This is a genomic window from Fibrella rubiginis (assembly GCF_017353185.1).
In the GTDB taxonomy this organism is placed as follows: Bacteria; Bacteroidota; Bacteroidia; order Cytophagales; family Spirosomataceae; genus Fibrella; species Fibrella rubiginis.
This window is the reverse complement of record NZ_JAFMYV010000016.1, coordinates 93,847-119,625: the sequence shown is the minus strand read 5'-3', so window position 1 is coordinate 119,625 and position 25,779 is coordinate 93,847. Positions and strand designations below refer to the sequence as shown.

Annotated in this window: 19 protein-coding genes; 10 read left to right on the top strand and 9 right to left on the bottom strand. The window is 54.2% G+C overall.

Annotated features, from left to right (window positions below):
• Window positions 1–53: 53 nt before the first annotated feature.
• The 3 genes from purL to J2I47_RS24350 all read left to right on the top strand — a co-directional run bounded on the left by purL (window position 54) and on the right by J2I47_RS24350 (window position 3,756).
• Window positions 54–2,312: a phosphoribosylformylglycinamidine synthase subunit PurL gene (gene purL, locus J2I47_RS24360; RefSeq protein WP_207367231.1), complete on the top strand. Its 2,259-nt coding sequence runs from the start codon at window positions 54–56 to the stop codon at window positions 2,310–2,312.
• Window positions 2,313–2,324: 12 nt separating this feature from the next.
• Window positions 2,325–3,095, top strand: coding sequence for a tRNA pseudouridine(38-40) synthase TruA (gene truA / locus J2I47_RS24355; protein WP_207367230.1), 771 nt, complete (start codon window positions 2,325–2,327; stop codon window positions 3,093–3,095).
• A 67-nt stretch (window positions 3,096–3,162) separates the two neighbouring features.
• Window positions 3,163–3,756: a nucleotidyltransferase family protein gene (locus tag J2I47_RS24350; RefSeq protein WP_207367229.1), complete on the top strand. Its 594-nt coding sequence runs from the start codon at window positions 3,163–3,165 to the stop codon at window positions 3,754–3,756.
• Window positions 3,757–3,843: 87 nt separating this feature from the next.
• Here J2I47_RS24350 and J2I47_RS24345 read toward each other — a convergent pair whose 3' ends face one another.
• The 4 genes from J2I47_RS24345 to J2I47_RS24330 all read right to left on the bottom strand — a co-directional run bounded on the left by J2I47_RS24345 (window position 3,844) and on the right by J2I47_RS24330 (window position 9,547).
• Entirely contained in the window at window positions 3,844–4,806 is a 963-nt protein-coding gene (locus J2I47_RS24345; RefSeq protein ID WP_207367228.1) for an AAA family ATPase, read from the bottom strand.
• Window positions 4,807–4,946: 140 nt separating this feature from the next.
• Window positions 4,947–6,374 (bottom strand): peptidylprolyl isomerase, encoded by a 1,428-nt coding sequence (locus J2I47_RS24340; RefSeq protein WP_207367227.1) that lies wholly within the window; start codon window positions 6,372–6,374, stop codon window positions 4,947–4,949.
• A gap of 35 nt (window positions 6,375–6,409) precedes the next feature.
• Window positions 6,410–8,764, bottom strand: coding sequence for a peptidylprolyl isomerase (locus tag J2I47_RS24335; protein WP_229374920.1), 2,355 nt, complete (start codon window positions 8,762–8,764; stop codon window positions 6,410–6,412).
• Window positions 8,765–8,860: 96 nt separating this feature from the next.
• Window positions 8,861–9,547: a hypothetical protein gene (locus J2I47_RS24330; RefSeq protein ID WP_207367225.1), complete on the bottom strand. Its 687-nt coding sequence runs from the start codon at window positions 9,545–9,547 to the stop codon at window positions 8,861–8,863.
• A gap of 101 nt (window positions 9,548–9,648) precedes the next feature.
• On the opposite strand from J2I47_RS24330, the gene J2I47_RS24325 reads away from it, so the two are divergent.
• A complete protein-coding gene (locus tag J2I47_RS24325; protein ID WP_207367224.1) occupies window positions 9,649–10,413 on the top strand; it encodes an exodeoxyribonuclease III in 765 nt (254 codons plus the stop codon).
• 71 nt (window positions 10,414–10,484) lie between these two features.
• Here J2I47_RS24325 and J2I47_RS24320 read toward each other — a convergent pair whose 3' ends face one another.
• The 4 genes from J2I47_RS24320 to J2I47_RS24305 form a co-directional block, all read right to left on the bottom strand.
• Window positions 10,485–10,718 (bottom strand): hypothetical protein, encoded by a 234-nt coding sequence (locus tag J2I47_RS24320; protein ID WP_207367223.1) that lies wholly within the window; start codon window positions 10,716–10,718, stop codon window positions 10,485–10,487.
• 108 nt (window positions 10,719–10,826) lie between these two features.
• Window positions 10,827–12,419, bottom strand: coding sequence for a peptide chain release factor 3 (locus J2I47_RS24315; RefSeq protein ID WP_207367222.1), 1,593 nt, complete (start codon window positions 12,417–12,419; stop codon window positions 10,827–10,829).
• A gap of 121 nt (window positions 12,420–12,540) precedes the next feature.
• The gene (locus J2I47_RS24310) at window positions 12,541–13,359 is read right to left on the bottom strand and encodes an HNH endonuclease family protein (RefSeq protein WP_207367221.1); all 819 of its coding nucleotides are present in this window, start codon (window positions 13,357–13,359) and stop codon (window positions 12,541–12,543) included.
• A complete protein-coding gene (locus J2I47_RS24305) occupies window positions 13,356–14,606 on the bottom strand; it encodes an AAA family ATPase (RefSeq protein ID WP_207367220.1) in 1,251 nt (416 codons plus the stop codon). Before J2I47_RS24305 ends, J2I47_RS24310 begins: the two co-directional genes overlap by 4 nt.
• A gap of 142 nt (window positions 14,607–14,748) precedes the next feature.
• Here J2I47_RS24305 and J2I47_RS24300 point away from each other — a divergent pair, with 142 nt between their 5' ends.
• From J2I47_RS24300 to J2I47_RS24290, 3 genes are all read left to right on the top strand, one after another.
• Entirely contained in the window at window positions 14,749–15,243 is a 495-nt protein-coding gene (locus tag J2I47_RS24300; RefSeq protein ID WP_207367219.1) for a hypothetical protein, read from the top strand.
• Window positions 15,244–15,545: 302 nt separating this feature from the next.
• Entirely contained in the window at window positions 15,546–15,761 is a 216-nt protein-coding gene (locus J2I47_RS24295) for a DUF2188 domain-containing protein (protein WP_207367218.1), read from the top strand.
• A 28-nt stretch (window positions 15,762–15,789) separates the two neighbouring features.
• Window positions 15,790–16,203 carry a four-helix bundle copper-binding protein gene (locus tag J2I47_RS24290; protein WP_207367217.1) on the top strand — a complete coding sequence of 138 codons (414 nt, stop codon included), beginning with the start codon at window positions 15,790–15,792 and terminating at the stop codon, window positions 16,201–16,203.
• Between the two features lie 71 nt (window positions 16,204–16,274).
• On the opposite strand, the gene J2I47_RS24285 is transcribed toward J2I47_RS24290, so the two are convergent.
• Entirely contained in the window at window positions 16,275–19,145 is a 2,871-nt protein-coding gene (locus tag J2I47_RS24285) for a patatin-like phospholipase family protein (protein WP_207367216.1), read from the bottom strand.
• 165 nt (window positions 19,146–19,310) lie between these two features.
• Here J2I47_RS24285 and J2I47_RS24280 point away from each other — a divergent pair, with 165 nt between their 5' ends.
• From J2I47_RS24280 to J2I47_RS24270, 3 genes are all read left to right on the top strand, one after another.
• Window positions 19,311–19,814: a pyridoxamine 5'-phosphate oxidase family protein gene (locus tag J2I47_RS24280; protein ID WP_207367215.1), complete on the top strand. Its 504-nt coding sequence runs from the start codon at window positions 19,311–19,313 to the stop codon at window positions 19,812–19,814.
• A 187-nt stretch (window positions 19,815–20,001) separates the two neighbouring features.
• Window positions 20,002–20,727 carry a DUF3891 family protein gene (locus J2I47_RS24275; protein WP_207367214.1) on the top strand — a complete coding sequence of 242 codons (726 nt, stop codon included), beginning with the start codon at window positions 20,002–20,004 and terminating at the stop codon, window positions 20,725–20,727.
• 192 nt (window positions 20,728–20,919) lie between these two features.
• Entirely contained in the window at window positions 20,920–25,572 is a 4,653-nt protein-coding gene (locus tag J2I47_RS24270) for a PA14 domain-containing protein (protein ID WP_207367213.1), read from the top strand.
• Window positions 25,573–25,779: the final 207 nt, after the last annotated feature.

The window sequence follows — 25,779 nt, the reverse complement described above, 5'->3', positions numbered from 1 at the left end:
AATGGGTCAGCGGGGTTATCTTCCGGCTTCGTATACTCCCCAATTCTGTACTCTTGGAACTCCTCGATCCCCTGCCCACCGTAGAAACCGCCCGCAAACTGGGTGTGCTGCCCGACGAATTCGACCGTATCGTGACCATCCTGGGCCGTCAGCCCAACTTCACCGAACTGAGCATCTTTTCGGTGATGTGGTCGGAACACTGTTCCTACAAGAACTCCATCATCTGGCTTAAAACCCTCCCCCGCGACTCAGACCGGATGCTGGCCAAAGCGGGTGAAGAAAACGCCGGACTGGTCGACATTGGCGATGGGCTGGCCTGCTCGTTCAAGATCGAATCGCACAACCACCCCTCGGCACTGGAACCCTATCAGGGCGCAGCAACGGGTGTGGGCGGCATCAACCGCGATATTTTCACGATGGGTGCCCGGCCCATTGCGCAGCTTAACTCGCTCCGGTTCGGCGATCTCAGCCTGCCCAAGACCCGTCGGCTACTGCGCGGCGTGACCAAGGGCATCGGCGATTACGGCAATGCCTTCGGTATTCCGACGGTGGGCGGCGAAATCTATTTCGACGAGTGCTACAACACTAACCCGTTGGTGAACGCCTTCTCGGCGGGCATCGTAGAGATTGGCAAAGTAGCCAAGGCAACGTCGTATGGCGTGGGTAATCCGGTGTTTATTGTTGGGTCGGCCACAGGCAAAGACGGTATTCACGGGGCCACGTTTGCCTCGGAAGATATTTCGGCGGCCTCGACCGACAAACTCCCGGCGGTGCAGGTGGGCGATCCGTTCATGGAAAAACTTCTGCTCGAAGCCACGCTGGAAATCATCGCCACGGGCTATGTGATCGGTATTCAGGACATGGGCGCGGCAGGCATTATCTGCTCGACGTCGGAAATGAGCGCGAAGGGCGAACACGGTATGGTCATCGACCTCGACAAAGTACCCACCCGTCAACCCAACATGGCTCCATTCGAAATCCTGCTGTCGGAGTCGCAGGAGCGGATGCTGGTGGTGATCGAGAAGGGCAAAGAGGGCATCATTCAGGGCATTTTCGACAAGTGGGATCTGCACTGCGCCCAGATTGGCGAGGTGACGGCCGCCCCCGCCGACGGCATGGGTCGGCTGCACTTCTACCGCTACGGTCAGCTTGTGGCCGATGTACCCGCGCATGACCTGGTGCTGGGTGGCGGCGCTCCCCAATACCGCCGTGACTACAAGGAACCGGCTTACATCAAGGAGTTCGCCAAATTCCGCATCAACACCGTGCCCGACGTAACGCCCGCTGACCTCGGCGACGTGGCGCGGCATTTGCTTAGCCACCCCAATATCTGTTCGCGGCGGTGGGTCTATGAGCAGTACGACTCGATGGTGGGCACGGCCAACCGCAGCACCAACGCCCCGTCTGATGCCGCCGTGGTGCGCGTGAAGGGCGCCGGCATCCCGAAGACAGACAAATCCATCGTGATCACCGTCGACTGCAACAGCCGCTATGTGAACGCGAATCCGTTTACGGGGGCGCAGATTGCCGTGGCCGAAGCCGCCCGCAACATTGTCTGTACCGGCGGCGAACCGCTGGCCGTAACCAACAACCTGAACTTCGGTAACCCCTACGTGCCCGAAGTGTACTGGCATTTTGTGGAGGCCGTTAAAGGCATGGGTGAAGCCTGTGCGCGCTTTGCCACCCCCGTCACGGGTGGTAACGTGAGCTTCTACAACCAATCGTCGGACGATGGACCGGTATTCCCCACGCCGACCATCGGTATGCTCGGTTTGATGGAAAACCCTGACAACCGAATGACGCTGAACTTCCAGAACGAAGGGGACACCATTTATCTGATCGGCTCACCGCAGAACGACGTTGCCTCGTCAGAATACCTGTATTCGTACCGGAAGGTGAAGGCGTCGCCCGCCCCGGCGTTTGATATGGAGCAGGAACTAGCTGTGCAAACCATTGTAAAGCAGTTGATTACGAAGAAGCTTATCCGGTCAGCCCATGACATCTCCGACGGTGGCCTGTTTGTGGCTGTGGCTGAATCAGCAATGGCAGGCGGTAGGGGTTTTGCCATCAACACCGATGGGGAATACCGCAGGGATGCTTACCTCTTCGGCGAAAGCCAGAGCCGCGTAATCGTGTCTGTTTCGGCAGAGCAACAGGCTGGTTTCGAGCAGTTCATGCAGAAAGCCCATGTGTCGTACAGCCAGATTGGTAGTGTTACTGCCAGCGATTATGTTGTAGATGGGCAGGTCGTAATCGCGTCGGATACGGCTACGTCGTTGTATAATAATGCATTGGGTGAGATTATGGCTTAACAGCCTACACAAATGCAGCGTTATTTCATTGAACTGAGCTATAAGGGAACCGATTTTCACGGGTGGCAGATACAGCCCAACGGCATCAGTGTGCAGCAGGTGCTCGACGAAACCCTAACCCAGCGCCTTAGCCGACCGATTTACGTGACGGGCAGTGGCCGGACCGACGCGGGCGTTCATGCGTCGCAGCAGTTTGCCCATTTTGATACGGAGGGCGAGTTGCCGGAGATAGACATGCTGGTTTATTCGCTCAACAACATGCTGCCTGATGGCATTGCCATTCACCATATTTTTCCCGTTGAAGCCACCACCCACGCCCGTTTTTCGGCCACAGCGCGGTATTATCAGTACCACATCAGGCGGCAGAAAAGCCCGTTTCTAGCTGGCCTGAGCTATATTTTTCGGCCTGAACTCGATGTTGCGCTGATGAATGCTGCCGCCGCGAAACTGTTGGAACACAGTAATTTCCGCAGTTTTAGTAAGGTGCGTACCAACGTGAATCATTACCATTGCCGAATCATGCGGGCCGAATGGGAACAACGCGCCGATGAACTCGTTTTCCATATTAAAGCCGACCGGTTTCTCTACGGCATGGTACGTTGTCTGGTGGGTACCCTGCTCGACGTGGGGCAGGGCCGAATGACCGTCGACCAGTTTGTGGACGTCATTCGTGCCGAAGACCGGACCGCCGCCAGCCGGGCCGTACCGGCCAGTGGCCTTTTTTTAACTGAAGTAAGTTACCCTGACGGATTGCTTGAGGGTAGTTCAACGTCCACTGTCTGATGGTCAAGGCCAGACGGTTAAGGCTGCTTCCTTGTGGTTGCTTTAGACTTTAAACAGTACACTCATTTTGCTCACAGGTATTATAGTTCTTGCGGCGGGCTCGTCGAAACGGTTTGGTGGCATTAGCAAGCAATTGCTGAGTATCAATGGCACGTCGCTCGTACGTCATGCGGCGGAGGTGGCCCTGGCAGCTAACCTGGGCGGGCCGGTGGTGGTGGTGCTTGGTGACCGCCGCGACCTGGTAGCCCCCGAACTCGACGGGCTGGCCGTGACGCTGATCGACAACCCAACTCATACAGATGGCATTGCCTCGTCGGTGAAGATTGGACTGGCGGGGTTGTTTCTAATGGAACCGCGCATTGACAAGTTTATTATCATGCCCTGCGACCAGCCCTATGTTTCGGCAGCGTTACTTCAGCAACTGGTGGTTACGCAAACAGAAACCGACAAGGGGATGGTAGCCACCCGCTACGCCGATCAGGTGCATATGCCCGCCTTATTTGCCCGTCGCTATGCCGAACCACTGGCTGCACTCACCGGCGACAAAGCACCTAAATGGGTGCTTATCAGGCATAAGGACGATCTCGCCGAAGTCGGTTTTGAACTGGCCGCCATTGATCTGGACTTATGGCCGCAGGTTGAGGCGCTGGAAAAGAAATAATCCTACATAAACAAGCGTGAAGCGTGCTTTGCATACGGTATACACCCTTGCAAAGCACGCTTCACGCTTGTTTATGTAGGATGATGATTACATCAATTTCTTCACGAGCGTCTCGACCGTGATACCTTCGGCTTCGGCTTTGAAGTTGCGCACCATGCGGTGACGGAGAATGGGCAGGGCCACGGCGCGAACGTCTTCAATATCCGGCGAGTATTTGCCGTTGAGGAGAGCATTGCATTTGGCGGCCAGAATCAGCGCCTGCGAGGCCCGCGGGCCAGCGCCCCACTCAATATACTGATTCGTCTCGTTAGCGGCCATCGTGGTGTTGGGGCGCGTTTTATGCACCAGTCGCACGGCGTAATCGATTACGTTATCGGCCACGGGAACACGCCGTACCAGGTGCTGAAACTCCAGAATCTGCTCGCCGGAAATAACCTGCTTTACCTGATACTTCTCGTCGGAGGTGGTGCTTTTCACGATAGCCAGTTCCGACTCAAACGAGGGGTAGTCGAGCCAGATATTGAACATGAATCGGTCTAGTTGGGCTTCGGGCAGGGGGTAGGTACCTTCCTGTTCAATGGGGTTCTGCGTAGCCAGTACAAAAAACGGGCGACCCAGGCTGTAGTTTTCGCCGGCAATGGTCACCTTATATTCCTGCATGGCTTCTAGGAGTGCCGACTGTGTTTTGGGCGGCGTCCGGTTGATCTCATCGGCCAGGATGATATTGGCGAAAATGGGGCCTTTGATAAACTTAAAATTCCGCGACTGATCCAGCGTTTCCGATCCCAGAATGTCGGAAGGCATCAGGTCAGGCGTGAACTGAATACGGTTAAAATCAAGGTCCAGCGCGCCCGCAATGGTTTGAATCAACAGCGTTTTGGCCAGGCCAGGTACGCCCACGAGCAGGCAGTGTCCCTGACAGAAAATGGCCGTCAGCAGCAGCCGGACCGTTTCGTCCTGACCAATGATGACCTTGCCAATTTCGGCCCGTAATTTTTCGTACGACTCTTTCAGGGCTTCCGCCGCAGCTACATCCGATGAGTAAGGCACTAGGAAAAGGGTTTAGAGTTTGAAGTTTAATGTTCAACGTTTAAAGTCCAAACGCCGCTACGAGGTTAAGCTGTGCGTTAATGTTGTTGGGGTACCTGATACCGTTGGCAACATTGAACGTTGGACTTTAAACGTTGAACTCAGTTTGACGCTTGCGCCCCGCCCGCCTGGGTAGTGCCAAAAATTTTGCAGCCGCTGTATTCAGGCTCGACGGTAATATACACGTCGCTGACCGATTTGCGGAACCACTCATCGATGGCCCGGTTCTTTTTGTTTTGCAGGACAATGTTCTGCAGCTTTTCAAAGTCGAGCTTATAGTCGGCCGTGTGGGGGTCCACTTTGGTGCGGTAGTACAAAATCCGTACTCCGGTTTTGCCATCGTCGGAACGATACGGTAACACTGGCGTCATTTTCCCGACCGTCATCGTGTCCAGCGTTGAGAAGAGGGCATAATCCATTGTCCCATCCATGGCCAGTCGGCTGCTGCCCGACTGCGGGTCGCGGAGCAGGCCACCGGCATCGGCAGTGGCTTTATCTTCAGAATACAGTTTGGCCGCTTTTTCAAACTTCAGGCTGTCAATCACAATCAGGTTGCGCAGGCTGTCCAGGAAATGCGTAGCGTCGGTTACGTCGAGGCGGGCATATTCGGGGCGGAGCAGGATATGGCGGGCATGGTATTCGGCACCGCGCGTTTCGATCAACTGAATCAGGTGGAAACCAAAATCAGACTCTACAATGTCTGACATTTCGCCGGGTTTTAGCTTCAGGGCGGCTCCTTCAAAAGGTGCCACCATCATGCCGCGCTTAGCGTAGCCCAGGTCACCCCCGTTTGGTGCCGAACCAACATCTTCGGAATTGGCTTTGGCCACAGCCGCAAAATCAGCGCCCTTTGCAATGCTGTCGCGGAGGGTGATGAGCCGCTGCCGCAATGTTTCTTTCTGCGCCCTGGTCACTTTGGCGAAACGTACGATCTGCGCAATTTCAACCTCAGCAGGCATGTAGGGCAGGCTGTCGCGCGGGATGCTGTTATAAAACTTGAGCACGTCGCGGGGCGTCACCTTCGTTTTTTCGGTGATCTTGCGCTGCATCTCACGCGTCACAAGCTGGTCCTTCACCTGCGAACGTACCTCACTTTTCAGCATCTCCAGGCTCTTGCCAAACTGCTCGACAATGTTTTTCTCCGAGCCATACTGCTGCACCATGTAGGACATCCGGCTGTCGAGCTGGCCGTCGATGTCTTTTTCGGGCACTACAATCGAGTCAATTTCTGCTTTGGCGAGCATCATCTTGCTGATCACCAGGCTTTCCAGCAACTGGCAGTCTTTCGGGGCCTTCTGACCACTACCCGCATACTGCTGCATCGATTCGTCGAGGTCCGATTTCAGCACATAGTAGTTATCCACTTTGGCGATGATCTTGTTGAGCAGCACACCCTCTGCCGACGTATCGACCTGGGCGGGTTTTCTCACAAACACGGCCGAGCCGGGCTTTGCAGGGCCAGACAGGCCGTGCGCCAGCGCGAGGGTGGTGCCAAGCAGGCCGAGCGATATGGTTTGTACTAGATTCATGGTCTGTCTTATATCTTGTTGTTGACCGGCGGGCTTTATTTCACCAGCCGTTTTAATTCATTCTCATTCACCTGAACGGGATACTTCTCCCGCAGGGTGGCTAACAACTGCTTTTCTAACTGGGCCTGATAATCATTAATCACGGCTCCCCGTGCTTCAGTAAACGTCTTGGGCCGGGCGGGTTCGATGCGGCTGATCTGCACCTGCGCCACGCGGTTGCCCACGGTTTTTGTTTGGGTACCCACCTGCCACGACACAGCGTCGACATACGGGTTCTGCCCTTTGGCAAACAGTCCTTCCGTCAGCGTAAGGGCATCGGTGGCTGTGCCGCTGATAACCCGCGCCAGGTCCATCTTGTCTGTTGACGCATAGGTGAACGTAACGCGCCGGGCCAACTGTGCTGCCCCTGCCGAAGCGGGAGCCGACGCCGGACGGAAGGCACGCAGGTCTTTTTCGGTGATTCTCGATAAAGATATACCGTTGGTGGTCAGGTATTTAACCACGTTTCGGATACGATTGGCCGAGACACTATCCGCCTCGGTTGCCTCCCGCGAACCAGTTACCTCCAGTACGTAAGCCGGGTTTTTCACCATCGCCACCAGCACGTCGAACAGCTGATCGCGGGCGGCTGTACTCAGGATGGCCTGGTTTTTTTCATAGCGCAACTCCGGGGCCGACCGGCGCAGGGCGTAGGGCGTGTTACCTGCCAGGCGGGTTTGAAGCTGATCAAGCAGGGCTTTGTTCTGTGCCACGGCCACTGTAGCAGCCACGCGTTCGGGGTAGTTATAGTTGGCCCGGTGGGCTTCATAATACGCTTTCTGCCCCACCGAATCGGTCATTGACCGTTCCCAAACCTGCTCTTCCATCACCTGCGACAGCAACACCCCATCGCGGACTTCGGCCAGCAAATTTCTGAACTCAGGGTATTTCCGCTCCAGGTTAGCTTCTTCCGTCGCCAGCAACTGGTCGCCTACAAAGCGGGTGTATAGTTTTTCCAGTACGGCACTCGGAGCCACGGCGGGGGCACCCTCGCGGTGGGGTGCCTGCTTTTGCCGGGCATAGGTCAGGAACGCGCTGATGGGTACTGTTTTCCCGTCAATGGTAAACAGCGGCTGGCTGGCGGCTCCTGTGATAGCCGGTTTCCATTTACCCTGTAACAGCGACGAATCGGCAGTGGCGAAAACGGCCTGTTTCACGGCGGCGTATTCGGTGATGGGGTAGTCGCGGCTGAGGCGATGCAGCGTAGCTTGCCGGAGCACCTCGGCACGGGTATCGGTTACTACCTTTTGCCGAAGCGCGGGGGCTAGTTCGGCAAACGATTCCATGGGCTTGCGCTCGATCAGTTTCAGAATATGCCAGCCGTAGTTGGTTTGAATAGGTGCGCTAAGGCTACCGGGAGACGGCAGGGCAAAAGCAGCGGCCTCCAGCGCAGGTACCACCTGTCCCGTGGCAAAAGGCGGCAGTTTTCCGCCCGCGTTCTTGCTCTGCACATCGTCGGAATAGGCACGGCAAACGGCATCGAACGATTCGCCTGCTTTCAGCTTCGCGTACGCTTCGTCAATTTTGGCCTTAGCCTCAATGGGGGCGTTGGGGGTAGATGAGGGCGACACCCGCACCAGGATATGCGCCACCTGCACTTTTCCACGCGACGCCCGCCGTTCATTCACCCGCACCAGATGATACCCAAACTTCGACCGAACGGGCGTGGATATGGTGCCCACGGGCGTGGTGTAGGCCGCCGTTTCGACGGGGTACACCATCTGGAAGGCAGTGAACCAGCCCAGATTACCGCCGTTCTGGCGGGCCGTGGGATCGGCCGAAAACTGGTCGGCCAAGGTGTTGAATGCTTCCCCTTTCAGAAGACGATTGCGTAAATCGACAGCTAGTTGGTAAGCCTTCAGGGTATCGGCGGGAAGGGCTTCTTCGGCCACACCAATGAGAATATGCGACGCGTTGACCTCCTGCTGCATCCGCTGGTAAGCTTCGGTGGCAAGTTGCTCTACCTGCGACTTGTCGGTCAGGTAGGGCTGGGCCAACTGCTTGCGGTAGGTGGCCATTTCTTCCCGAAACGCCTCGGTCGTATCACGCCCGGCCTGCTCAGCCGCCAGTACTTTCAGTTTCAGGTTGGTATACAACTCCAGGTACCCGCGCAGGTCTGTACGCTGGGTGGTGTCGGACGAGAGTTGATTTTTGGTAAACGAATCGAAAAATTCGTCGCTGGTAATGGTCCGGTTCTGGCCCAGCGTGAGCACCACCGGTTTGGCAACGGGTGGCGGCGGGGCCGTGACAGCAACGGGTGCCGAGGTCTTGCAACCCGAAAACAAGGTTACGCAGAGGGCAACGGCAGCCAGCTTCGGGCCAAAAAAGACTGCTTTTTGAGGAGAAATCAAGGAGGTATGAGTGGGTATTTGCGGGCGCATATCGCTACAAAACAAACAGTCCGACAGGCGTTTAAATTCCGGTGGGTGAACCATCAAAGGTAGTCATTATTGGCCAGAAGGCCCCATTTTAAGGGTTTTTAACGCCACATCGTAGGTCAGTTCATAGTCGAACGAATCGCGTAGATGCTGCCCCGTAAAGCGGGCCGGAACGTGCATGAAGGACTTTCTGGATTTGCGCCAGTCGGCTTCACTGATGGTTACGCTGCTTTGTCCCAGTACGTCGTCATCGTCAAGCTGATTGGCGAATTGCAGGCCCAGCCCCGCCGCTGCCAGCCCTGCCGATACGTATTTGAGGGGCGTAAGCACTTCCGTTGCCGTGAGCAGGATGCCCGCTGGCACCGCCACCATGTTGTTTATTTTTTGAATCTGACCGATCAACGTGCTTGCTGCTTTATAGTCGTCTACTTCCACCAGCACCACCGAGGCCACAATTTTGCCTCCGCGTGGCATGGGCAACTGCACCGGAATGGGCTGTCCCAAATTGGCTGACTGTCCTTTTTTTATGGATTCTACGCCCCAGCCACCGTTAGTGACCCCAATGGCCTTATTATGGTTGTCATAGCTCACCAAAGAATAGGCCAGCATGACTTCGTCGCGGCGGCTGATGGTTTCTTCGAGGTTATTGGCCCGGAGGCTGCGGGGCGTCAGTTCGGCGGTCAACGATTTTGGCGCAGCGCAGGCAGTGAGGAGTAGGAGGGGGAAGACCAGGGTGGAGTAAATGGATAAGCGCATAGGAGTTAAGTAGCAACAGCCGTGACAGGGCCGTTGAATGAGTAACGGTTTACGACCCAAAAATCGTTGAATCGCGTTTAAGATTCGATCTTTGCCGGCCTATGCGACTACTCACCTACAACGTCAATGGTATTCGGGCGGCCATCAAAAACGGCCTGATCGACTGGCTCCGCGAGCAACCCGTCGACGTGCTTTGTCTCCAGGAAGTGAAGGCTACCCACGACGTGGTCGACCTGGCACCGTTTGAAGCCCTGGGCTATAGCTACCACTGGCATGCCGCCGAGAAGAAAGGGTATTCGGGCGTGGCCACGTTCTCCAAAATTCCCGCCGATCATGCCGTATTGGGTTGTGGGTTAGCTCATTACGATTGCGAAGGCCGGATTTTGCGCACCGATTTCGGCGACGTCACTGTGCTGAACTGTTACTTCCCGTCGGGCACTACGGGTGAATTGCGGCAGGGGGTGAAGATGGGGTTCCTGGCCGACTTTTACGATTACGTGCAGAACCTGCGGCAGGAGCGACCCAACCTGATCGTGGTGGGCGACTATAACATTGCCCATACCGAGCTAGACATCCATGACCCGGTACGCAACAAATACACCACCGGATTTTTGCCCGAAGAGCGGGCCTGGATGGATCGTTGGTTTGCCGCTGGCTTTATTGATGCCTTCCGCGCTACCCACCCCGATGCGGTAGAGTACAGTTGGTGGAGCTACCGCGCCGGGGCACGTGCCAACAACAAAGGCTGGCGGATTGATTACATCTCGTTGTCAGAATCCCTGCGCTCCCGCCTGCTGGCGGCTGGCCACCACCCCGAAGCGGTCCATTCTGACCACGGGGCGGTGTGGGTTGAACTTCGGTCGTAAAGGACCTAAACAAAAAAAGGAGACACCATCGCTGGCGTCTCCTTCCTATTAATTAGCTAATGATCAGAACCTTAGTTCTTCATTTCTTTAGCTTCTTTCTTCATTTGTTTGGCTTCTTTCTTTTCCATTTTGGCTTCTTTCTTAGCCGCTGGATCGTCCATCTTGCCAGCCTCGTGCTTCATATGGCGGGCATCTTTCTTCATCTGCTTAGCTTCTTTCTTAGCCATTTTAGCAACGTCATCCTGAGCAAATGAAGCAGATGTACCAATAAAGAGAAGGGCAGCGAACAGCATTAACTTTTTCATGATTGTAGAATTTGTTTTAGTTCTACCACTACCAACGATTAGAGGTGGACAATGGCGCTGAAAATTGCGTGAGTGGCCAACTTTTTAACCACATTTTCACACAATCAGCTACACCATCTCGGTCTTGAACTCCGACGTTTTATGAAACGTAATGTCCGGGTTGTTGTCCTGGTTCATGCGCAACATCCAGTCTGATTCGGCCAGGAAAACCGGATTCTGGTCTTTGTCGTAGCCAATCTGGTTACCCTTCAGGCGAATAAACTCATTCAGCTTGGCCTTGTCGTCGGACGTGATCCAGCAGGCGCGGCTGGTATTCATGGGCACCCACCGGCACTTGGCTCCGTATTCGTGTTCGAGGCGGTACTGGATTACCTCAAATTGCAGTTCGCCCACCGTACCCACAATTTTCCGGTTGCCGAGCGCCAGGGTAAACAACTGAGCCACGCCCTCGTCGGTTAGCTGCTGAATACCTTTCTCCAACTGCTTGGATTTCATAGGGTCAAGGTTAATCAACTCCTTAAACAGTTCTGGCGAAAAACTCGGAATGCCCTGGTACTGGAAGTCTTCGCCCTCGGTCAGCGTGTCGCCAATTTTAAACGTACCGGTGTCATAAAGGCCAATTACATCGCCGGGAAAGCCTTCTTCGACCACGGCTTTGGCGTCGGCCATGAAGCTGAAGGGGCTGGAGAAGCGCACGTCTTTATCGAGGCGGGTGTGGTGATAGAACTTACCCCGCTCAAACAAGCCCGAACATACGCGCAGAAACGCAATGCGGTCGCGGTGACGGGGGTCGAGGTTGGCGTGGATTTTGAAAACAAAGCCACTGAACTTGTTTTCCTCTGGCTCCACAATGCGTTTGTCGGTAGGGCGGGCAATGGGTTCGGGTGATACCTGGCAGAAACCGTCGAGCAGTTCCTTCACGCCAAAGTTGTTTACCGCCGACCCAAAGAACACCGGCGCAATTTGCCCGGCACGGTAGGCTTCTACGTCAAACGGATCATACACCCCCTCAATCAGTTCTACATCTTCACGGAGTTGCGCCGCGTCCCGCGCGCCGACTTTCTCGTCGAGCACGGGCGTGTCGATGTCAATGGGCAGCACGTCGTCTTCCACCTTCGTTTTGTTGACGCGGAAGAAATATAACTTTTTCTCGTAGAGGCTATACACGCCTTTGAAGTCGGACCCCATGTTGACGGGCCACGTCAGGGGCCGAACGCGGATGTTCAGCTTCTCTTCCAGCTCATCCAGGAGGTCGAACGGATTGCGGCCCTCGCGGTCCATTTTATTCACAAAAATGATGACCGGCGTATCGCGCATGCGGCACACTTCCATGAGCCGTTCGGTCTGTTCTTCCACGCCCTTTACGCAGTCGATCACCAGGATAACGGAGTCAACGGCGGTGAGGGTACGGTACGTGTCTTCGGCAAAATCTTTGTGGCCGGGCGTGTCGAGGATGTTTATCTTCTTGCCGTCGTAGTCAAAGGTCATCACCGACGTGGCCACAGAAATGCCCCGTTGCTTTTCTATTTCCATAAAATCGGAGGTGGCCGACTTCTTGATTTTATTGGATTTTACGGCCCCGGCGGTTTGAATGGCCCCGCCGAAGAGCAGCAGTTTTTCGGTCAGTGTGGTTTTGCCGGCGTCGGGGTGGCTGATAATGGCAAACGTACGCCGACGGGCTATTTCCTGCTCTCTGTTCATTTGGTACTTTTCTAAGAATCAGACTGCAAAGGTACGAAAAAAGAGGGAGGGAGGGAGCAAAGGGACGAGGGGCGCTGTAGGAGTGATGCCATCGCTTTGAGCGATGGCATCAATTATGAACTTACCAGCCAAGTGCTTCAGGGGCCTGAGCAAATAATGTAGCTAGTTCAGGTATCTTGTTATGCTGCCGTTTCATTTCCTGCCAGACAGTCTGGTGATGTGCTCGTTGAATGACCTGTTGAATTTTTACAAGTTGATGTTGTGGACCATTAGCGTTTTTCAACGAAACATAATTTTCTAGTGCTGTTCTGAATGACGTGTAAGCTGCCTCCCGCGCCTGATATAAGGCTGGTCTATTGAGCCTGAGTGTGTTGCGCGTGTATTCAGCACGTTCATAAGCGGACGTACCTGGCTGGACAAAAATGGAGAACTCAAACCGCCCCTGAATATCCAGAAATAGATAGTCGAGTGGGTTATCAATGCGAGGGTTTAATAGTACAGGAACACCGGCAGGTGGCGGAGCCAATTGCTCGCCATCCGACTTGCGGGGGTGGCCTGGCACATGAATAACCGCCGACGTAATCGCATCAAAAACAGCGTATTGAGTGCGCTTTGGTCGATTACAGGACGTGCATGCATATAAAAAATTGTCCCAATCGAAACACAAGTTGGGATACAAGCTTTTGGGCGCATGGTGTTCTACTGAATCGCCCTCGCTGTCTTCGCAATAATGACAGCGAATAGCTCCGCAACACATATCTACGAGCCGCGCTCTTACCTCGCTGAAAGCTGCATTTGTTCGCGTGTTGTATTTGTTAAATTTAGCCTCTACCGACCTAACCTGAGCTGTATAATCGCCCACCGCAGTTAGCTCCTGCTGGTATTGCTTGAGTAAGTCGATTGTGCCGGGTTGTAGCGTTGGTACCGTAAGTCGAATCATCCGGCAGTGGGCAGTTTAGCTTTCAACTTGTCTAATTCGGCCTCTTCTTCGGCTGTGATTAGACCCTGAAACGAGCGCATGTTCAAGTAGGCTAATCGCTCCCCCATTTTCACGCCCTCCTGCGACTGACTGACGTCTTCGCCAAAGGCTTCAGTACCATAAGCCTCCAGCACGTTACCATAAATAAGCCGGTCACGCTGTGTTCCTGTGATCTCGCCAGATTGTTCATCACTGCCCGGTGCGGCCAACCGCCAGATGGAGCCTCGCTTTTCTGCACCCCGACAGATTAGCGGGCTGTGGGTAGTGACGATAAATTGAATATTCGGAAAATGCTCTACAAACCATTGTCCGATCCGCGTTTGCCAGGTAGGATGCAAATGCGCGTCGGCTTCGTCAATTAATACGACACCTTCAATGTCAATTATCATTTTGCCTTTTTCAATATTTGCGAACACTTTCTCTGCACCAAAAAGACGAACCATTTCACGGAACATTTCAAACGTTAGGCTAAGTATTGATCTGTAACCATCACTTAACTGAGTAGCTGGAACTGTGTTTCCATTGGCATCACAAAAGAAAATACCGGTTGAATCAATTTTCTCTATTATTACTCCCGGTTGAAGCAAATTAGATTCGTTGACAAACTGCTGAATACCTGCTAATTCTCTCCCGTCAGACTTATTGTCTATTTTTTGAATATATAGTTCACGAATGAAGGTAAGAGCCTCTGTTAAAGCAACATCTTCTCCAAAGGCACTTAGGTGCGCACCGGCTTTAGGATATGATTTATACACATTTTCCCACCCCGTGCTTCCCCCTGCAAATCGACGAAAAGGACCAAAAGCCGCTGTATAATATCGTAATAGGCGCTCATCCCCTTTTTCAAATAAAGCAGTTGGAGTATCTCTATACGACTGCTCCTCAAATAGTTGAGCTACTCCATGCTCGTCGTTGTAAAAAGTCCAAAGACCATATTTTGCAATACCTATTTTTAAAGTTGGTAGATTGTCATTTAATGTTACTTCGACTTCAGATGAGCCAGATTCGTTTCCTGCAAAGTTTGTCCAATCAACTCTTAACGCTCCTACTTCATCACCTACTAGGCGAATTGATACGGCCCTTATAAAGGACGATTTTCCCGCACCATTATCACCGATTAATACGTGCCAACCAGCATGTTGGCTGAACGTCATTTCGAAATGTTTAATGGCACCGATATTCGTAATTTCTATTTTATCGATGTACATCTGAATGGATAGTGTTGTCTTGTCTGGGTGGTCAGTGGCTCATGATGCAGAACCTTTGTCCGTAGCCAAAGTTAGTAGGAAAGGCGGGTTTGGCGGTCAACATATACTGGCTCAATCTGCCAACGTACTAACTCATAACGTTATGAAAAAGCTGACCTACATGGCCGCTATGATGGCCTTAGCGCTGGGCATTACCCTGTCTGGCTGTGAATCGAAGACAAAAAACAAGGCCGATGACGTGGCCGAGGCGAAACAGGAAGTAGCCGAAGCCGAACGCGATGGCGACACCAAAGAAGAGGTGATGGACAAACAGGCGGATCTTGACTCGGCCCGGAAAGACTTTAAAAAGGCCTGGGACAAAGACCGCGACGACATGCGAAAGGAGATAAACCGGGAGCTTGAAGACATCGACGAGAAAACAGCCTCGTTTGAGCGTGACATGAAAACCGCCGCTGGCGAAGCCAAAACGAAGCTCACTACGGGTGTTGCCACCTTAAAGAAAGAACGGGCTACCCTCACGGGTCTGCTGAAAGAACTTGACCAGGTAACCGCGGCCAGTTGGGACAAAACCAAGAAGGCCATCGAAACCGTGAAAGACGGTGTGGATGACCGGGTAGATGCTCTGGATAAGAAATAAATCCGGCGGGCGGCACCAACGGCTAGTGCCAGCATAAGCAGCTAGCATACATCCCAATTTTGACCATATCCCCGACCTTCCACAGTCGGGGATATTTATGTTGAGTAATCTGTAGAAAAAACGCTACAGCCCTGATCGGCAGGCCATTCCACCAACATTGCGTAATAGAATTATTAGGATGATAAATTGTTGAAAATGAATAGGTTGATCGAATTAAAAAGTAGCTTACTCGTTTAGTTTCCGGAGTTGGCATAATTATTCTAGCGTAGTGTTTGAACAGGGTAAAAGCAACAACCACACCTATGAACTGGACTCCTACTCATTTTCCGGCGGCCATGCGCTCACTTAGTCCCAGCACAAGAGCCAAGGCCATCGAAATTGCCAATACACTGCTGTTGGGTGGTGAGAGCGACCGCCAGCAGGTAATTGAACAAAGCATTGCTGAAGCCCGTGTTTGGGCACGTACTACTCAGCGTGAGCCAGTTGCACGGCCTGCTTTTGTTTTTCCCCAACACTAATTCACTCACGCCCAAACACACTAACCCAATGATCTGGAACAAAGCTGTATACGACACCCTGACAAGCTGCGCTGCCCTTTGCGACGAAACGGCCACTGAGTCCTCGCGGTCTGTTGATATCGAAAACTGGTATCGGTTTATTTTCCTGAACCTCGACTGTGCAGACCTCTGTCGGCAAGTGGCTATGCTGTACGTGCGCGGCTCAGAAAATACCCGCTTATTGGCTGAGGCCTGCATTGAAGTGTGTGAAAAATGTGCCAGCGAAGCCAGAGAGTTCAATCACGAGAAAGCCCAGCAGGTGTATGCCATGTGTCAGCAGACTATCATGAGTTGCATCACCATTCTGAATATGGCTCCCCATATGGATATTGACAAGGCGCCCAAGAACACGCCAACGTCGCTGTTCTACGGCATTGATCTCCGCGACGCGCTGTATAACTAGATACACCGTCGCCCATAGACAAAAAACCGCGTCCAGCTTCGGCCGACGCGGTTTTTTGTTTGTATATACTGTCACTTTTTAACTATGCTGGTATAGGCGCGCGTGGAGTCGCGCAGGATCAGGCTTTTGTTACGCGCAGGCAATCCCGCCAGCATGTCGGTGTAGGGGCCGGGTTGCTGAAAGGCCAGATAAAGCTTTCTGGCCTGTTCCTGAATGCGGGCCTCAGCCTGTTTAGATAAGTCCCAGCCCAGCGGAATTACGCCCACTCGTCGATTTAAGTTGATGCTGTTTAGTTGCTCGCTGATCAGTTTTCTGTTGGTCGAATCTTTGGGACAGCCGTAGAAGCGAAAACCACGGGCATACTCTTTCACGGCATAACGGCGATAATCGCTGCTGTTATCCCACGAGCCAAAAAAAGCCAGCAGCGGTGCTTTCACTTCATATAGCCCGGTCAGGCTTTTCACCTGTTGATTTGGGGCTGTTTCCACCGAATTGTTCATTGAAATAATCCGGAAGACCACTTTGTTGGCGACCATCTTGGCCACGAGCGAATCGTTGCTCGTGATGCTGCTGAGAATAGACATCAGCGTGGTTGTTCCTGAATTATCCAGATAGCCCCCGTCAACGAAATTAGAAGCATCGACGGCCGGTTCATTTACCACCCGGATGGTGGCCGGTGGCGTCACAAGCGGAAAGCGGGCGCTGATGGAAGCAGCTGTCTTCAGGGCAATATGCCGATAGACATCCTCCTGAATATCAATGACGTTGTCGAAATGGGTATCGTTTTGAATAACCAGTGGCGTCAATAGCCCTTTGCGGCCCGTTTCGGCCTGTGTGGCGTTCAGAAACAGCACGGGTATTCGGTAGCGCGTAGCGGGGTTGGCCCACAGGCTAATGAAGGAACTGTCCATAGTTCGGGACGCTCCAACAACGACCTGACCCTGGCGCGGAGATGGCGCGCTGACCTGCTGCACGTCTTCGTAGGCGTCGGCCCAGCCGTCTTCCAGATACTGCGCCCGGTCGACACTGTTGATGGCTACCGGTGAAAACTTCTGAAGCATGTCGGGAATGAGCATGGCCGTTACCAGTGGTGAGAGGTAATCCCGCGCGAAGAATTTATCGAGGTCAAATGAAAACGTGGTAGCGTCGTTTTTTTGCCTGGCCAGCAATTTATCGCGGTACTGAGCAGTAAAGACTGTGGCCCCCACGCTGCCGCCCGAAACGCCGCTGATGGCAAACACATGCCTGAAAAAATTGGGCCGTGCACTATCCAGTTGTTGGAGTGCCGTTGCTGTCCAGTATGCCGACCGGATGCCGCCCCCCTCCGTCGAGATCAGATAAACGGGGATAGGCTCATCGCCGTAGTTTGCCTTCTCCCTTTTCCTGTCGGCCAGTAATTGATCCAGCCAGGTATTGAAATAAGCCGGGATGCTGTGCGTGGTGGCATCTTTTGAAAAGTAGCTGGTTTTGTCGTTGCTGATGGTGCGTATCTGATGGTTGTTGTTGTTCATAAACATCATAATCAGCAGGCAGATCAGCGTGAAGGGTGCTTTGTAGCGATAGTCGAGGTAGGTGAAAAAACTGGCAATGAGCGCCCACATCGTCAAGGCCAGAAACACAATGGCTATTGGTCCCAAAAATCGGCTGAGAAACAGGTTGGTCCAGCCAAGTGAAGCCAGGACAACCAGGGCAATGCCACCAATCAGCGCCTTGCCCAGCATGCTCCGGTGTATGGGTAACAGATCACGAACCGGGTGCGGATGAATATTGCAATCGTCGGCGTCGAGGCCTTCTACGTAGTTTTTTACCTGGTAGGCAATGCCAACATACACCAGTATCTCAACAACCAGGGCCAGCTGATGAAGCATAGTCTGCTCTAGCTGGCTTAGGGCCGCCATGAAGGCAAAAAACGGCACCATGCCCAACATAACGGGAGTCCAGCGGGTAAACGCCCGTAGCGTGTGCGAGTCAATGATCCGGTGAGCCGGCAGACTATGCATCCAGTTGGTGCTTTCGTCTTTTTTAGCGGTGAGCATCGCAGTCAGTTCATCCGCATCGGGGTCTGCATCGCTAACCTGCTCGATCAAATGCCGCTGATCCCGAAGAATGAAAATGATGCGGGTCGAGTACCAGACCACAATGGCATAGAGCAGCAGGCAGGCAAAGACGCAGATTGAATAGATCAGGTCGTTGATGAGCGAATAGAGCAGGTCGCGGGCCTGATCCATCACGTTCAGAAAAAGGTACGTAATGATCAGGACGATACAGACGGGCCATACCGTGCGGAGCATGGCAACCCCACAGCGGATGTATTTATTCAGGGTAATGGCCTTGAACACATACCATAGGTTACGGGATATGTCGGCGACGAACTGGATAACCAGTGCCGACATCAGAAACCGCAGGGTAATGTAACCAGCCACCAGGTAGATAAAGTCGAGCTTAACAGCCCTGATCAGATACATAACCGGCTGCGTGACGGGCATCGTCTGTTTGCTGACCCAATACGTCAGGCAACTATTCTCTGCCACATCGGCGAGGGCACTTAGTCCAATGATTGGGGGCAACCAGTGAGCTACCTGGTTCAAGACCCACAGGTACCAGCGCTGGTGCGTGGTGGTCGCTCGCTTAGGGGTGAAATCGTCTGCATAAACCAGCAACGACAGCGCGTACAACGGAATCAGGAGCGTGTCGAAGCCGAGTTCTGTTACCTGTAGCCACAACGCTGCCCTGAGCGGTGTTCCGTCAGCAACCTGTTGAACCGTTTCCGGATCGCCAGCCGCAAACAGGTGAGCCAGGTTATGCAAGCTCTCGCCCTGCATGCACTTTAGCAAAATGTAATTGTAGATGCAGGCCAACGAAACGGTTGTTGCCAGCAACGCGACGCGAAAGCGGCTGACCCTGGCCAGCAGCCAGTCAGACCAGGTAGTGAACAGTTCCATGATGCAGGTGTGAACAGATGGTATAGGCTGCAATATTAGCCAGCTAACCCGCTGAACGGCAAGGTTATATGAGTGTGCGTAGGCCGAATTGACTAAGTGGCGGAAATAGATTTTTAAACCATCCGTCGGTTCCCCGTTGTTTACATCTCTAGCAAACAATACGTCATGGAAACGCAGACACAACACAACCCCCAACTGGAAAAAGTGAAAGATATGGTAGAAGACATCCGCATTGCGATGATGACAACTACCGACGAGCAGGGCAACCTGGTTAGCCGTCCAATGGCCTGCATGCAGATGGACGCCGACGGTACGCTCTGGTTCTTTACCAAAAAATCGTCGCCCAAAGTAGGGCAGGTCGAGCAGCACGATAATAAGGTTAACCTCAGCTTTGCCGACGCCGGCGACTCCGACTTTGTCTCTATTTCAGGTACGGCTCAGGAGCTTGATGACCGCGCCAAAATCGACGAACTCTGGTCGGATATGGCCAAGCCGTGGTTCCCGAAGGGTAAAGACGACCCGGAACTGACGCTGCTGAAAGTGCATACCGACATGGCCGAATACTGGGATTCCAACGACAGCCGCATGGTCCGTTTCTTCGAAATGGCCCGCTCTATCGTGACCGGTAGCACCTACAAGGAGGGAGAAAACGTGAAGGTTACCAACTGATGTAAGGTTTATAGCCTAAGGTCTACCATCTGGGCGACCCCGTCTGAGGCACAGTATCATCCCGACGAGAGGAGGGATCTGGCTTCCTACAAATGAATTATGCAGCAGGAAGCTAGATCCCTCCTCTTGTCGGGATGATACTGTGCCTCAGCCAATGTTAACCCTTAGACTATAAGCGCCCTCCTCTATGATTGTTAAACTCGCCGATACTGGTTGGGAGATTATTCACCAACCGGCGCATGGACTACTTGCATTTCAGTTGGGGCAAGGCTGGAAAACCGCTAAAAGACCCCTGTACTGGCCCGAAACGCTCATTGCGCTCACCGAACACGACGACGGGCAGGACCCCTACGAAGGGCGCAATCACCTCACCGAACTGGGGGCACCGCTCAATTTTCAGGAACTCGAATTTTCCGTTGAGCAGGCCCGCAATATGATCAGCATCGCCCTGCAAAAAAGCCGCTGGAACGCGCTGATGGTGTCGATGCACAGCACGTTTTTGTACGAAGAAAAACGGGGTACCGATGCGGCGCTGGACGAGTTTCTGGATCAGCAAAAAGGGAATCAGCAATCGTGGCGGCGGCAATATGGCGTAACCAAAGCCGAGGCTACCTACGCCTATGATTTTGTGCAGTGGTGCGATGCTTTCTCACTCATCCTGTGCATGAATCAGGTGCCCCCCGAAGGTCGCCGGTTGGAGATCAGCAAAGGGCCCGAAGGTGAGTCTTACTTCGTTTTTCAACGCCCCGACAACACCGTGGGCGTAGACCCCTGGCCCTACGAGCCAGGGGAATTTTCGGTCAGCTTAGAGCACTATGCCGTGCCTCAACTGGTTTTCAACGACGACAGAGAACTGTATAATGCCCTTCAGAAAGCGCCTGTCGAACGGAAGTCATGGGTACTCAAAAAGTAGCCGTCACCGGTAGTCATAAACCAGATGGAGACGCAGCCACCGCATAGTAAATAGACCGGAATGAGGTTATCACTGCAGCCGTATCAGCGGCCGTATTCCATTAAGTTTACAGATGAAGTATACATGATTGTCGGTTCGATAATCATGTGTGCTGTATTGTTCATCTGTAATTATTAGAAAAACGGCCTCTCTATGAAAAAACGGTTACTACGCTATCCACATACATTGTTTGGTGTCTTCGGGCTGATTGGTCTGTTGGGAAACTCCCTCAGCGCAACGGCACAGACGACTTACTATGTTGCCAGTTCGGGCAACGACAACAACAACGGCCTTTCGGCCGCTGCACCCTTTCAATCCCTTAGCAAGGTCAACAGCTTACCCCTGCAAGCGGGTGATCAGGTCCTGTTTCGGCGGGGCGACACCTTCCGGGGCACGTTGCTGCTCACGCGGGCGGGCAGTGCGGCACAACCTGTGGTGTTCGATGCCTTCGGGTCGGGCAGCAAACCCGTGCTGGCGGGGTCACTGCCCATTGGCAACTGGACCAGCCTGGGCAACAATATCTGGCAGGCCAGCGCGTCGGTGCTGGGTGGGCAGGTAACGGGCGTCTACAGCAATGGCACGGCTCTGCCCCTGGGGCGCTATCCTAACCTGAATGCTGCCAACCGGGGCTACATCACCATTCAGTCGCATATGGGTAATGCGCAGTTGACCAGCCGCGACGCCCTGCCCGGCGACTTTACAGGAGGTGAAGCCGTTATACGCAGCACCCAGTGGATTCTGGACCGGGCCTACATTACCGGGCAAAGTGGCAATACGCTGACCCTCAACAGCAGCAGCACGTACAACATTGCCGACGGATTTGGGTTCTTCGTGCAAAACCACCCCGCCACCCTCGACCAGACCGGCGAGTGGTACTATAACCCCGGCAACAAAACGTTGCGGCTGTATAGCGAAAGCGATCCGAACACGCAGGTGATCACGGCCACGGCCTTTGCCGAAGGTATTCGCGTACAGAACACGAGCAACATCACGGTGCGCAACGTAGCTGTCACGCAGATGCTGAACACGGGTGTAATGATCGACAACGGATCAGCTATCACGCTATCGGGCGTAGACGTTATCAATGCGGGCGAAAATGGCGTGGTGATGCAGGGTGGCGGCAATACGATTCTGATCGAAAATGGCCTCTTCGATGGCATCAACAACAACGGCGTTAGCATCTCGGGCTACCAGCATGTTACGTTTCAGGGTAACACGCTGCGACGGGTAGGACTGTTGCCGGGGCGGGGCAAAAGCGGCGACGGGACCTACATTGGCTTCATCACCGCCAACACCAGCGACGTCACGATTGACAATAACGTGGTAGATCAGATTGGCTACAACGGCATCAACTTCACGTCGGGCACGGTGCTGCGCCGCAACCGGGTGTCGAACTACTGCCTCACCAAAAGCGACGGTGGGGGACTCTATATCTGGAACGGTAACCGCGACAGCATGAGTGGTGTGCGTATCCAGAATAACATTGTCTTCAACGGCATTGGTGCGCCGGAGGGAACACCCGGCGGGGCCTATTCGGGAGCCAACGGCATCTTTCTCGACGACTGTACTACGGCCGTTGAGGTGTCGGACAATACGGTCTTCAACTGCCCCGGACTGGGCTTTTTTCTGCACGGATCTATCGGGGCGCAGTTCATGGGAAACACGTCCTACAACAACGGGGAAGCCCAATTTGCCCTCAATAGCCGCAACGGCGGGTGCTCACCACGCGACAACCTGGTGCAAAACAATATCCTGGTCAGCAAGCAGGTGGGTCAACTGGTTACCAAATATGAGTCGCACCTCAACGACCTGACCAGCTACGGACAGTTCGATAATAACGTGTATGCCCGGCCCTTCGACGATAAGTTCGATATGCGGGCGGTGTACAACAACGGCTCATACATTACCGGGGCCGATCTGTCCCTGTCTGAATGGCAGGGCCGGTATGGCAAAGACCCCAATTCAACCACCAGTCCGGTGACATACAAGCCGTTTTCGGCCACTGCCACTGGGGTGGTGAAGCTCAACGATACCTTTGGCAGCACCAACGACGGCTGGGACGCCTGGAGCCCAAATGCACACGCCATTGGTGTTTGGGATAATACCGGCCGCCTCGACGGCGGAAGCCTGCGCGTGGGATTTTCGGCCAGCGATCCCTACGTGCTGGCTTCGAAAGGCATTGGGTCCGTCAATCAGAATCAGGGATACCTGCTCACCTTCGATGCCGTGGCGTCGGGCAATAACAAGCGGGTAGAGGTGTTTCTCCGGCAGCGAAACGGGTCTTATCGCGAACTGGACAGCCGCGCCACCGTACTGGTCAGCGGCACCCGGCAGCATTACGAACTGTCTTATTCGGCCAACGCCAGCGAGGGAGATGCCGTTGTGATCTTTCAGATTTCCGACGACGGGCAAACGGTCTGGCTCGACAACGTGAACATGCAGGAAGCTACCCGCACGGCGCAGAACCCCGATGACTTTATCCGGCTGGAATACAACGACACCAACAGCGATAAGACCATTCTACTGGGTGGCACCTACCGCGACGGCCACAACACGCTCTATACCGATCAGATTACGCTGACTCCGTTCACGTCGGCAATACTGTTCAAGTATACCGCCAATACCCCGCCGCCCCCACCGCCGGTGGTGCTGCGTGACCCGGAGAACCCGGCCAATGCCGTAGCGGGACTCGACTATAGTTATTACGAAGGAGCCTGGAGCCAACTCCCCGATTTCAACGCCCTCACCCCCGTTAAGTCGGGCCAGACGGGGCAGCCCGACCTGAGCCAGCGCAACCGGGAAGATAATTTTGGCCTGCGGTTTACGGGTTACATCAACGTGCCCACCGACGGGCAATACACCTTCTACACCTATTCCGACGACGGTAGTAAGCTCTACATCGGCAGTACGCCGGTGGTCGATAATGACGGGGGCCATGCCGAGCAGGAGCGTGCGGGTACGATCGGTCTGAAGGCGGGCAAACACGCCATCACCATTCCCTACCAGCAGGGGGGCGGGGGCAAGGCCCTGAGCGTGAGTTACAGCGGTCCCGGCGTGGGCAAGCAGGTCATCCCGGCAGCATCGTTTTTTAGACTGAACACCCCACCGCCACCCCCGCCGACGGTTACCCTGCGCGATCCGGAAAACCCGGCTAACACGGTGGGCGGACTTGACTATGGCTATTATGAAGGTAACTGGACGGTGCTCCCCAACTTCGGTGCGCTCACGCCCATACGGTCGGCTACGGCCGCGGTACCAGACCTGAATCTGGCCCGCCGGGAAGACAACTTTGGCCTGCAGTTTACGGGGTTTATCAACGTGCCTACCGACGGTGTCTACACGTTTTTTACGAATTCGGATGATGGTAGCAAACTGCTGATTGGTACGACCGAAGTGGTAAATAACGACGGCGGGCACGGTGAGCAGGAACGCGCCGGTACGATTGGATTGAAGGCCGGTAAACACGCCATTACTATCCCCTACTTCGAGTGGTATGCCGGTCAGGCCCTCAGCGTAAGCTATAGCGGACCGGGCGTGGGCAAGCAGGTGATTCCCGCTTCGGCTTTCTTCAGACTAAACACCCCGCCACCGCCGCCACCGGCCGTTACCCTGCGCGATCCAGAAAATCCGGCCACGACCGTAGCGGGACTCGACTATGGTTATTTTGAGGGTAACTGGAGTCAGCTACCTGATTTCAATAGTCTCACGCCAGTGTATTCGGCTACAACCACAGCGGCTAACCTGGCTGTTCAGCACCGCGAAGACAACTTCGGCCTGTGGTTCACCGGATTTATCAACGTACCGACCGACGGGGTCTATACCTTCTATACCAGTTCCGACGATGGCAGCAAACTCTATATTGGCAGTACGCAGGTGGTGAATAACGACGGGGGGCATGCCGAACAGGAACGGTCGGGCACCATTGGGCTGAAAGCGGGCAGGCACGCCATCAGTATTCCTTATTTTGAAGGTGGCGGCGGCCAGGTGCTCACCGTCAGCTACAGTGGCCCCGGTATCGGTAAACAGGTCATTCCGGCGTCTGCTTTCTTCCGAATCCCAGTCATCGTGACGCCACCGCCGGTGGGTACGGGCACGGGCTTGCTGGGCAGCTATTTCAACAACAAGACCCTGACGGCCCCCAGTGTGCTCACCCGCACCGACCCCACCATCGACTTCGACTGGGGCCTGGGCTCCCCCGCCCCCAGCGTCAACGTCGACAACTTCTCGGTCCGCTGGAGTGGGCAGGTCGAAGCCCCGGTGACGGGCAGCTACTTCTTCACCACCACAGCCGACGATGGGGTACGGCTGTGGGTGAACAACGTCCTGGTGATCGACAACTGGAACGACCACCCGCCCACCAGCAACACGAGTGGGGGGCTGGCCCTGGTGGGTGGTCAGAAGTACAGCATCCGCCTGGAGTACTATGAGAGTGGGGTGGGGGCTCTGGCGCGGTTGCAGTGGAGCTATGGGGGCCAGGGCCAGCAGCTGGTGCCCCAGAGCCGGCTCTACCCCGCCTCGAGTGCCCGCCTGGCCTCCATTGAGCTAAACGCACTGCCCCAGCCAGTGGTCTTTCCTGTGCCGGCCCGCAGTGAACTACAGCTACGCTATTATAGTGCTACGGGTGGCAAGGCTACGCTACAGCTCACCAACGTTGCTGCCCAACCCGTACTAGAGGCTACTTATGATCTGGTGGCAGGCGAAAACCTGATCAGTATGCCTGTGCAAAACCTGATGCGGGGAGTATACCTGCTGAGGCTCGTTGACAGCAACAAACGCCTTACCTGGAAGGTAGTCTTAAGCGATTAATGCCAATAGATGCGATTGCAGCCGTTTCAGATCCGGCTCAGGTCACAAAAAGAGAAGCCACTGCTATCAGCAGTGGCTTCTCTTTTTGTGACCTGTATGGCCCGTCTTATTCATCGCCACCAGCGTGTAACCAAACCACTAGTGTACAACCTGTTAACCGGATAGGAACATTAGCAAACTGATCCATTCAGGCCTGACATAAGTGTA

What these genes read in the sequence shown, in the direction of transcription:
- truA (WP_207367230.1), top strand. Translation starts at nt 2,325, where the DNA reads ATGCAGCGTTATTTCATTGAACTGAGCTATAAGGGAACCGATTTTCAC.
- J2I47_RS24340 (WP_207367227.1), bottom strand. Translation starts at nt 6,374, where the DNA reads ATGAATCTAGTACAAACCATATCGCTCGGCCTGCTTGGCACCACCCTC.
- J2I47_RS24330 (WP_207367225.1), bottom strand. Translation starts at nt 9,547, where the DNA reads ATGCGCTTATCCATTTACTCCACCCTGGTCTTCCCCCTCCTACTCCTC.
- J2I47_RS24325 (WP_207367224.1), top strand. Translation starts at nt 9,649, where the DNA reads ATGCGACTACTCACCTACAACGTCAATGGTATTCGGGCGGCCATCAAA.
- J2I47_RS24320 (WP_207367223.1), bottom strand. Translation starts at nt 10,718, where the DNA reads ATGAAAAAGTTAATGCTGTTCGCTGCCCTTCTCTTTATTGGTACATCT.
- J2I47_RS24315 (WP_207367222.1), bottom strand. Translation starts at nt 12,419, where the DNA reads ATGAACAGAGAGCAGGAAATAGCCCGTCGGCGTACGTTTGCCATTATC.
- J2I47_RS24310 (WP_207367221.1), bottom strand. Translation starts at nt 13,359, where the DNA reads ATGATTCGACTTACGGTACCAACGCTACAACCCGGCACAATCGACTTA.
- J2I47_RS24305 (WP_207367220.1), bottom strand. Translation starts at nt 14,606, where the DNA reads ATGTACATCGATAAAATAGAAATTACGAATATCGGTGCCATTAAACAT.
- J2I47_RS24300 (WP_207367219.1), top strand. Translation starts at nt 14,749, where the DNA reads ATGAAAAAGCTGACCTACATGGCCGCTATGATGGCCTTAGCGCTGGGC.
- J2I47_RS24295 (WP_207367218.1), top strand. Translation starts at nt 15,546, where the DNA reads ATGAACTGGACTCCTACTCATTTTCCGGCGGCCATGCGCTCACTTAGT.
- J2I47_RS24290 (WP_207367217.1), top strand. Translation starts at nt 15,790, where the DNA reads ATGATCTGGAACAAAGCTGTATACGACACCCTGACAAGCTGCGCTGCC.
- J2I47_RS24285 (WP_207367216.1), bottom strand. Translation starts at nt 19,145, where the DNA reads ATGGAACTGTTCACTACCTGGTCTGACTGGCTGCTGGCCAGGGTCAGC.
- J2I47_RS24280 (WP_207367215.1), top strand. Translation starts at nt 19,311, where the DNA reads ATGGAAACGCAGACACAACACAACCCCCAACTGGAAAAAGTGAAAGAT.
- J2I47_RS24275 (WP_207367214.1), top strand. Translation starts at nt 20,002, where the DNA reads ATGATTGTTAAACTCGCCGATACTGGTTGGGAGATTATTCACCAACCG.
- J2I47_RS24270 (WP_207367213.1), top strand. Translation starts at nt 20,920, where the DNA reads ATGAAAAAACGGTTACTACGCTATCCACATACATTGTTTGGTGTCTTC.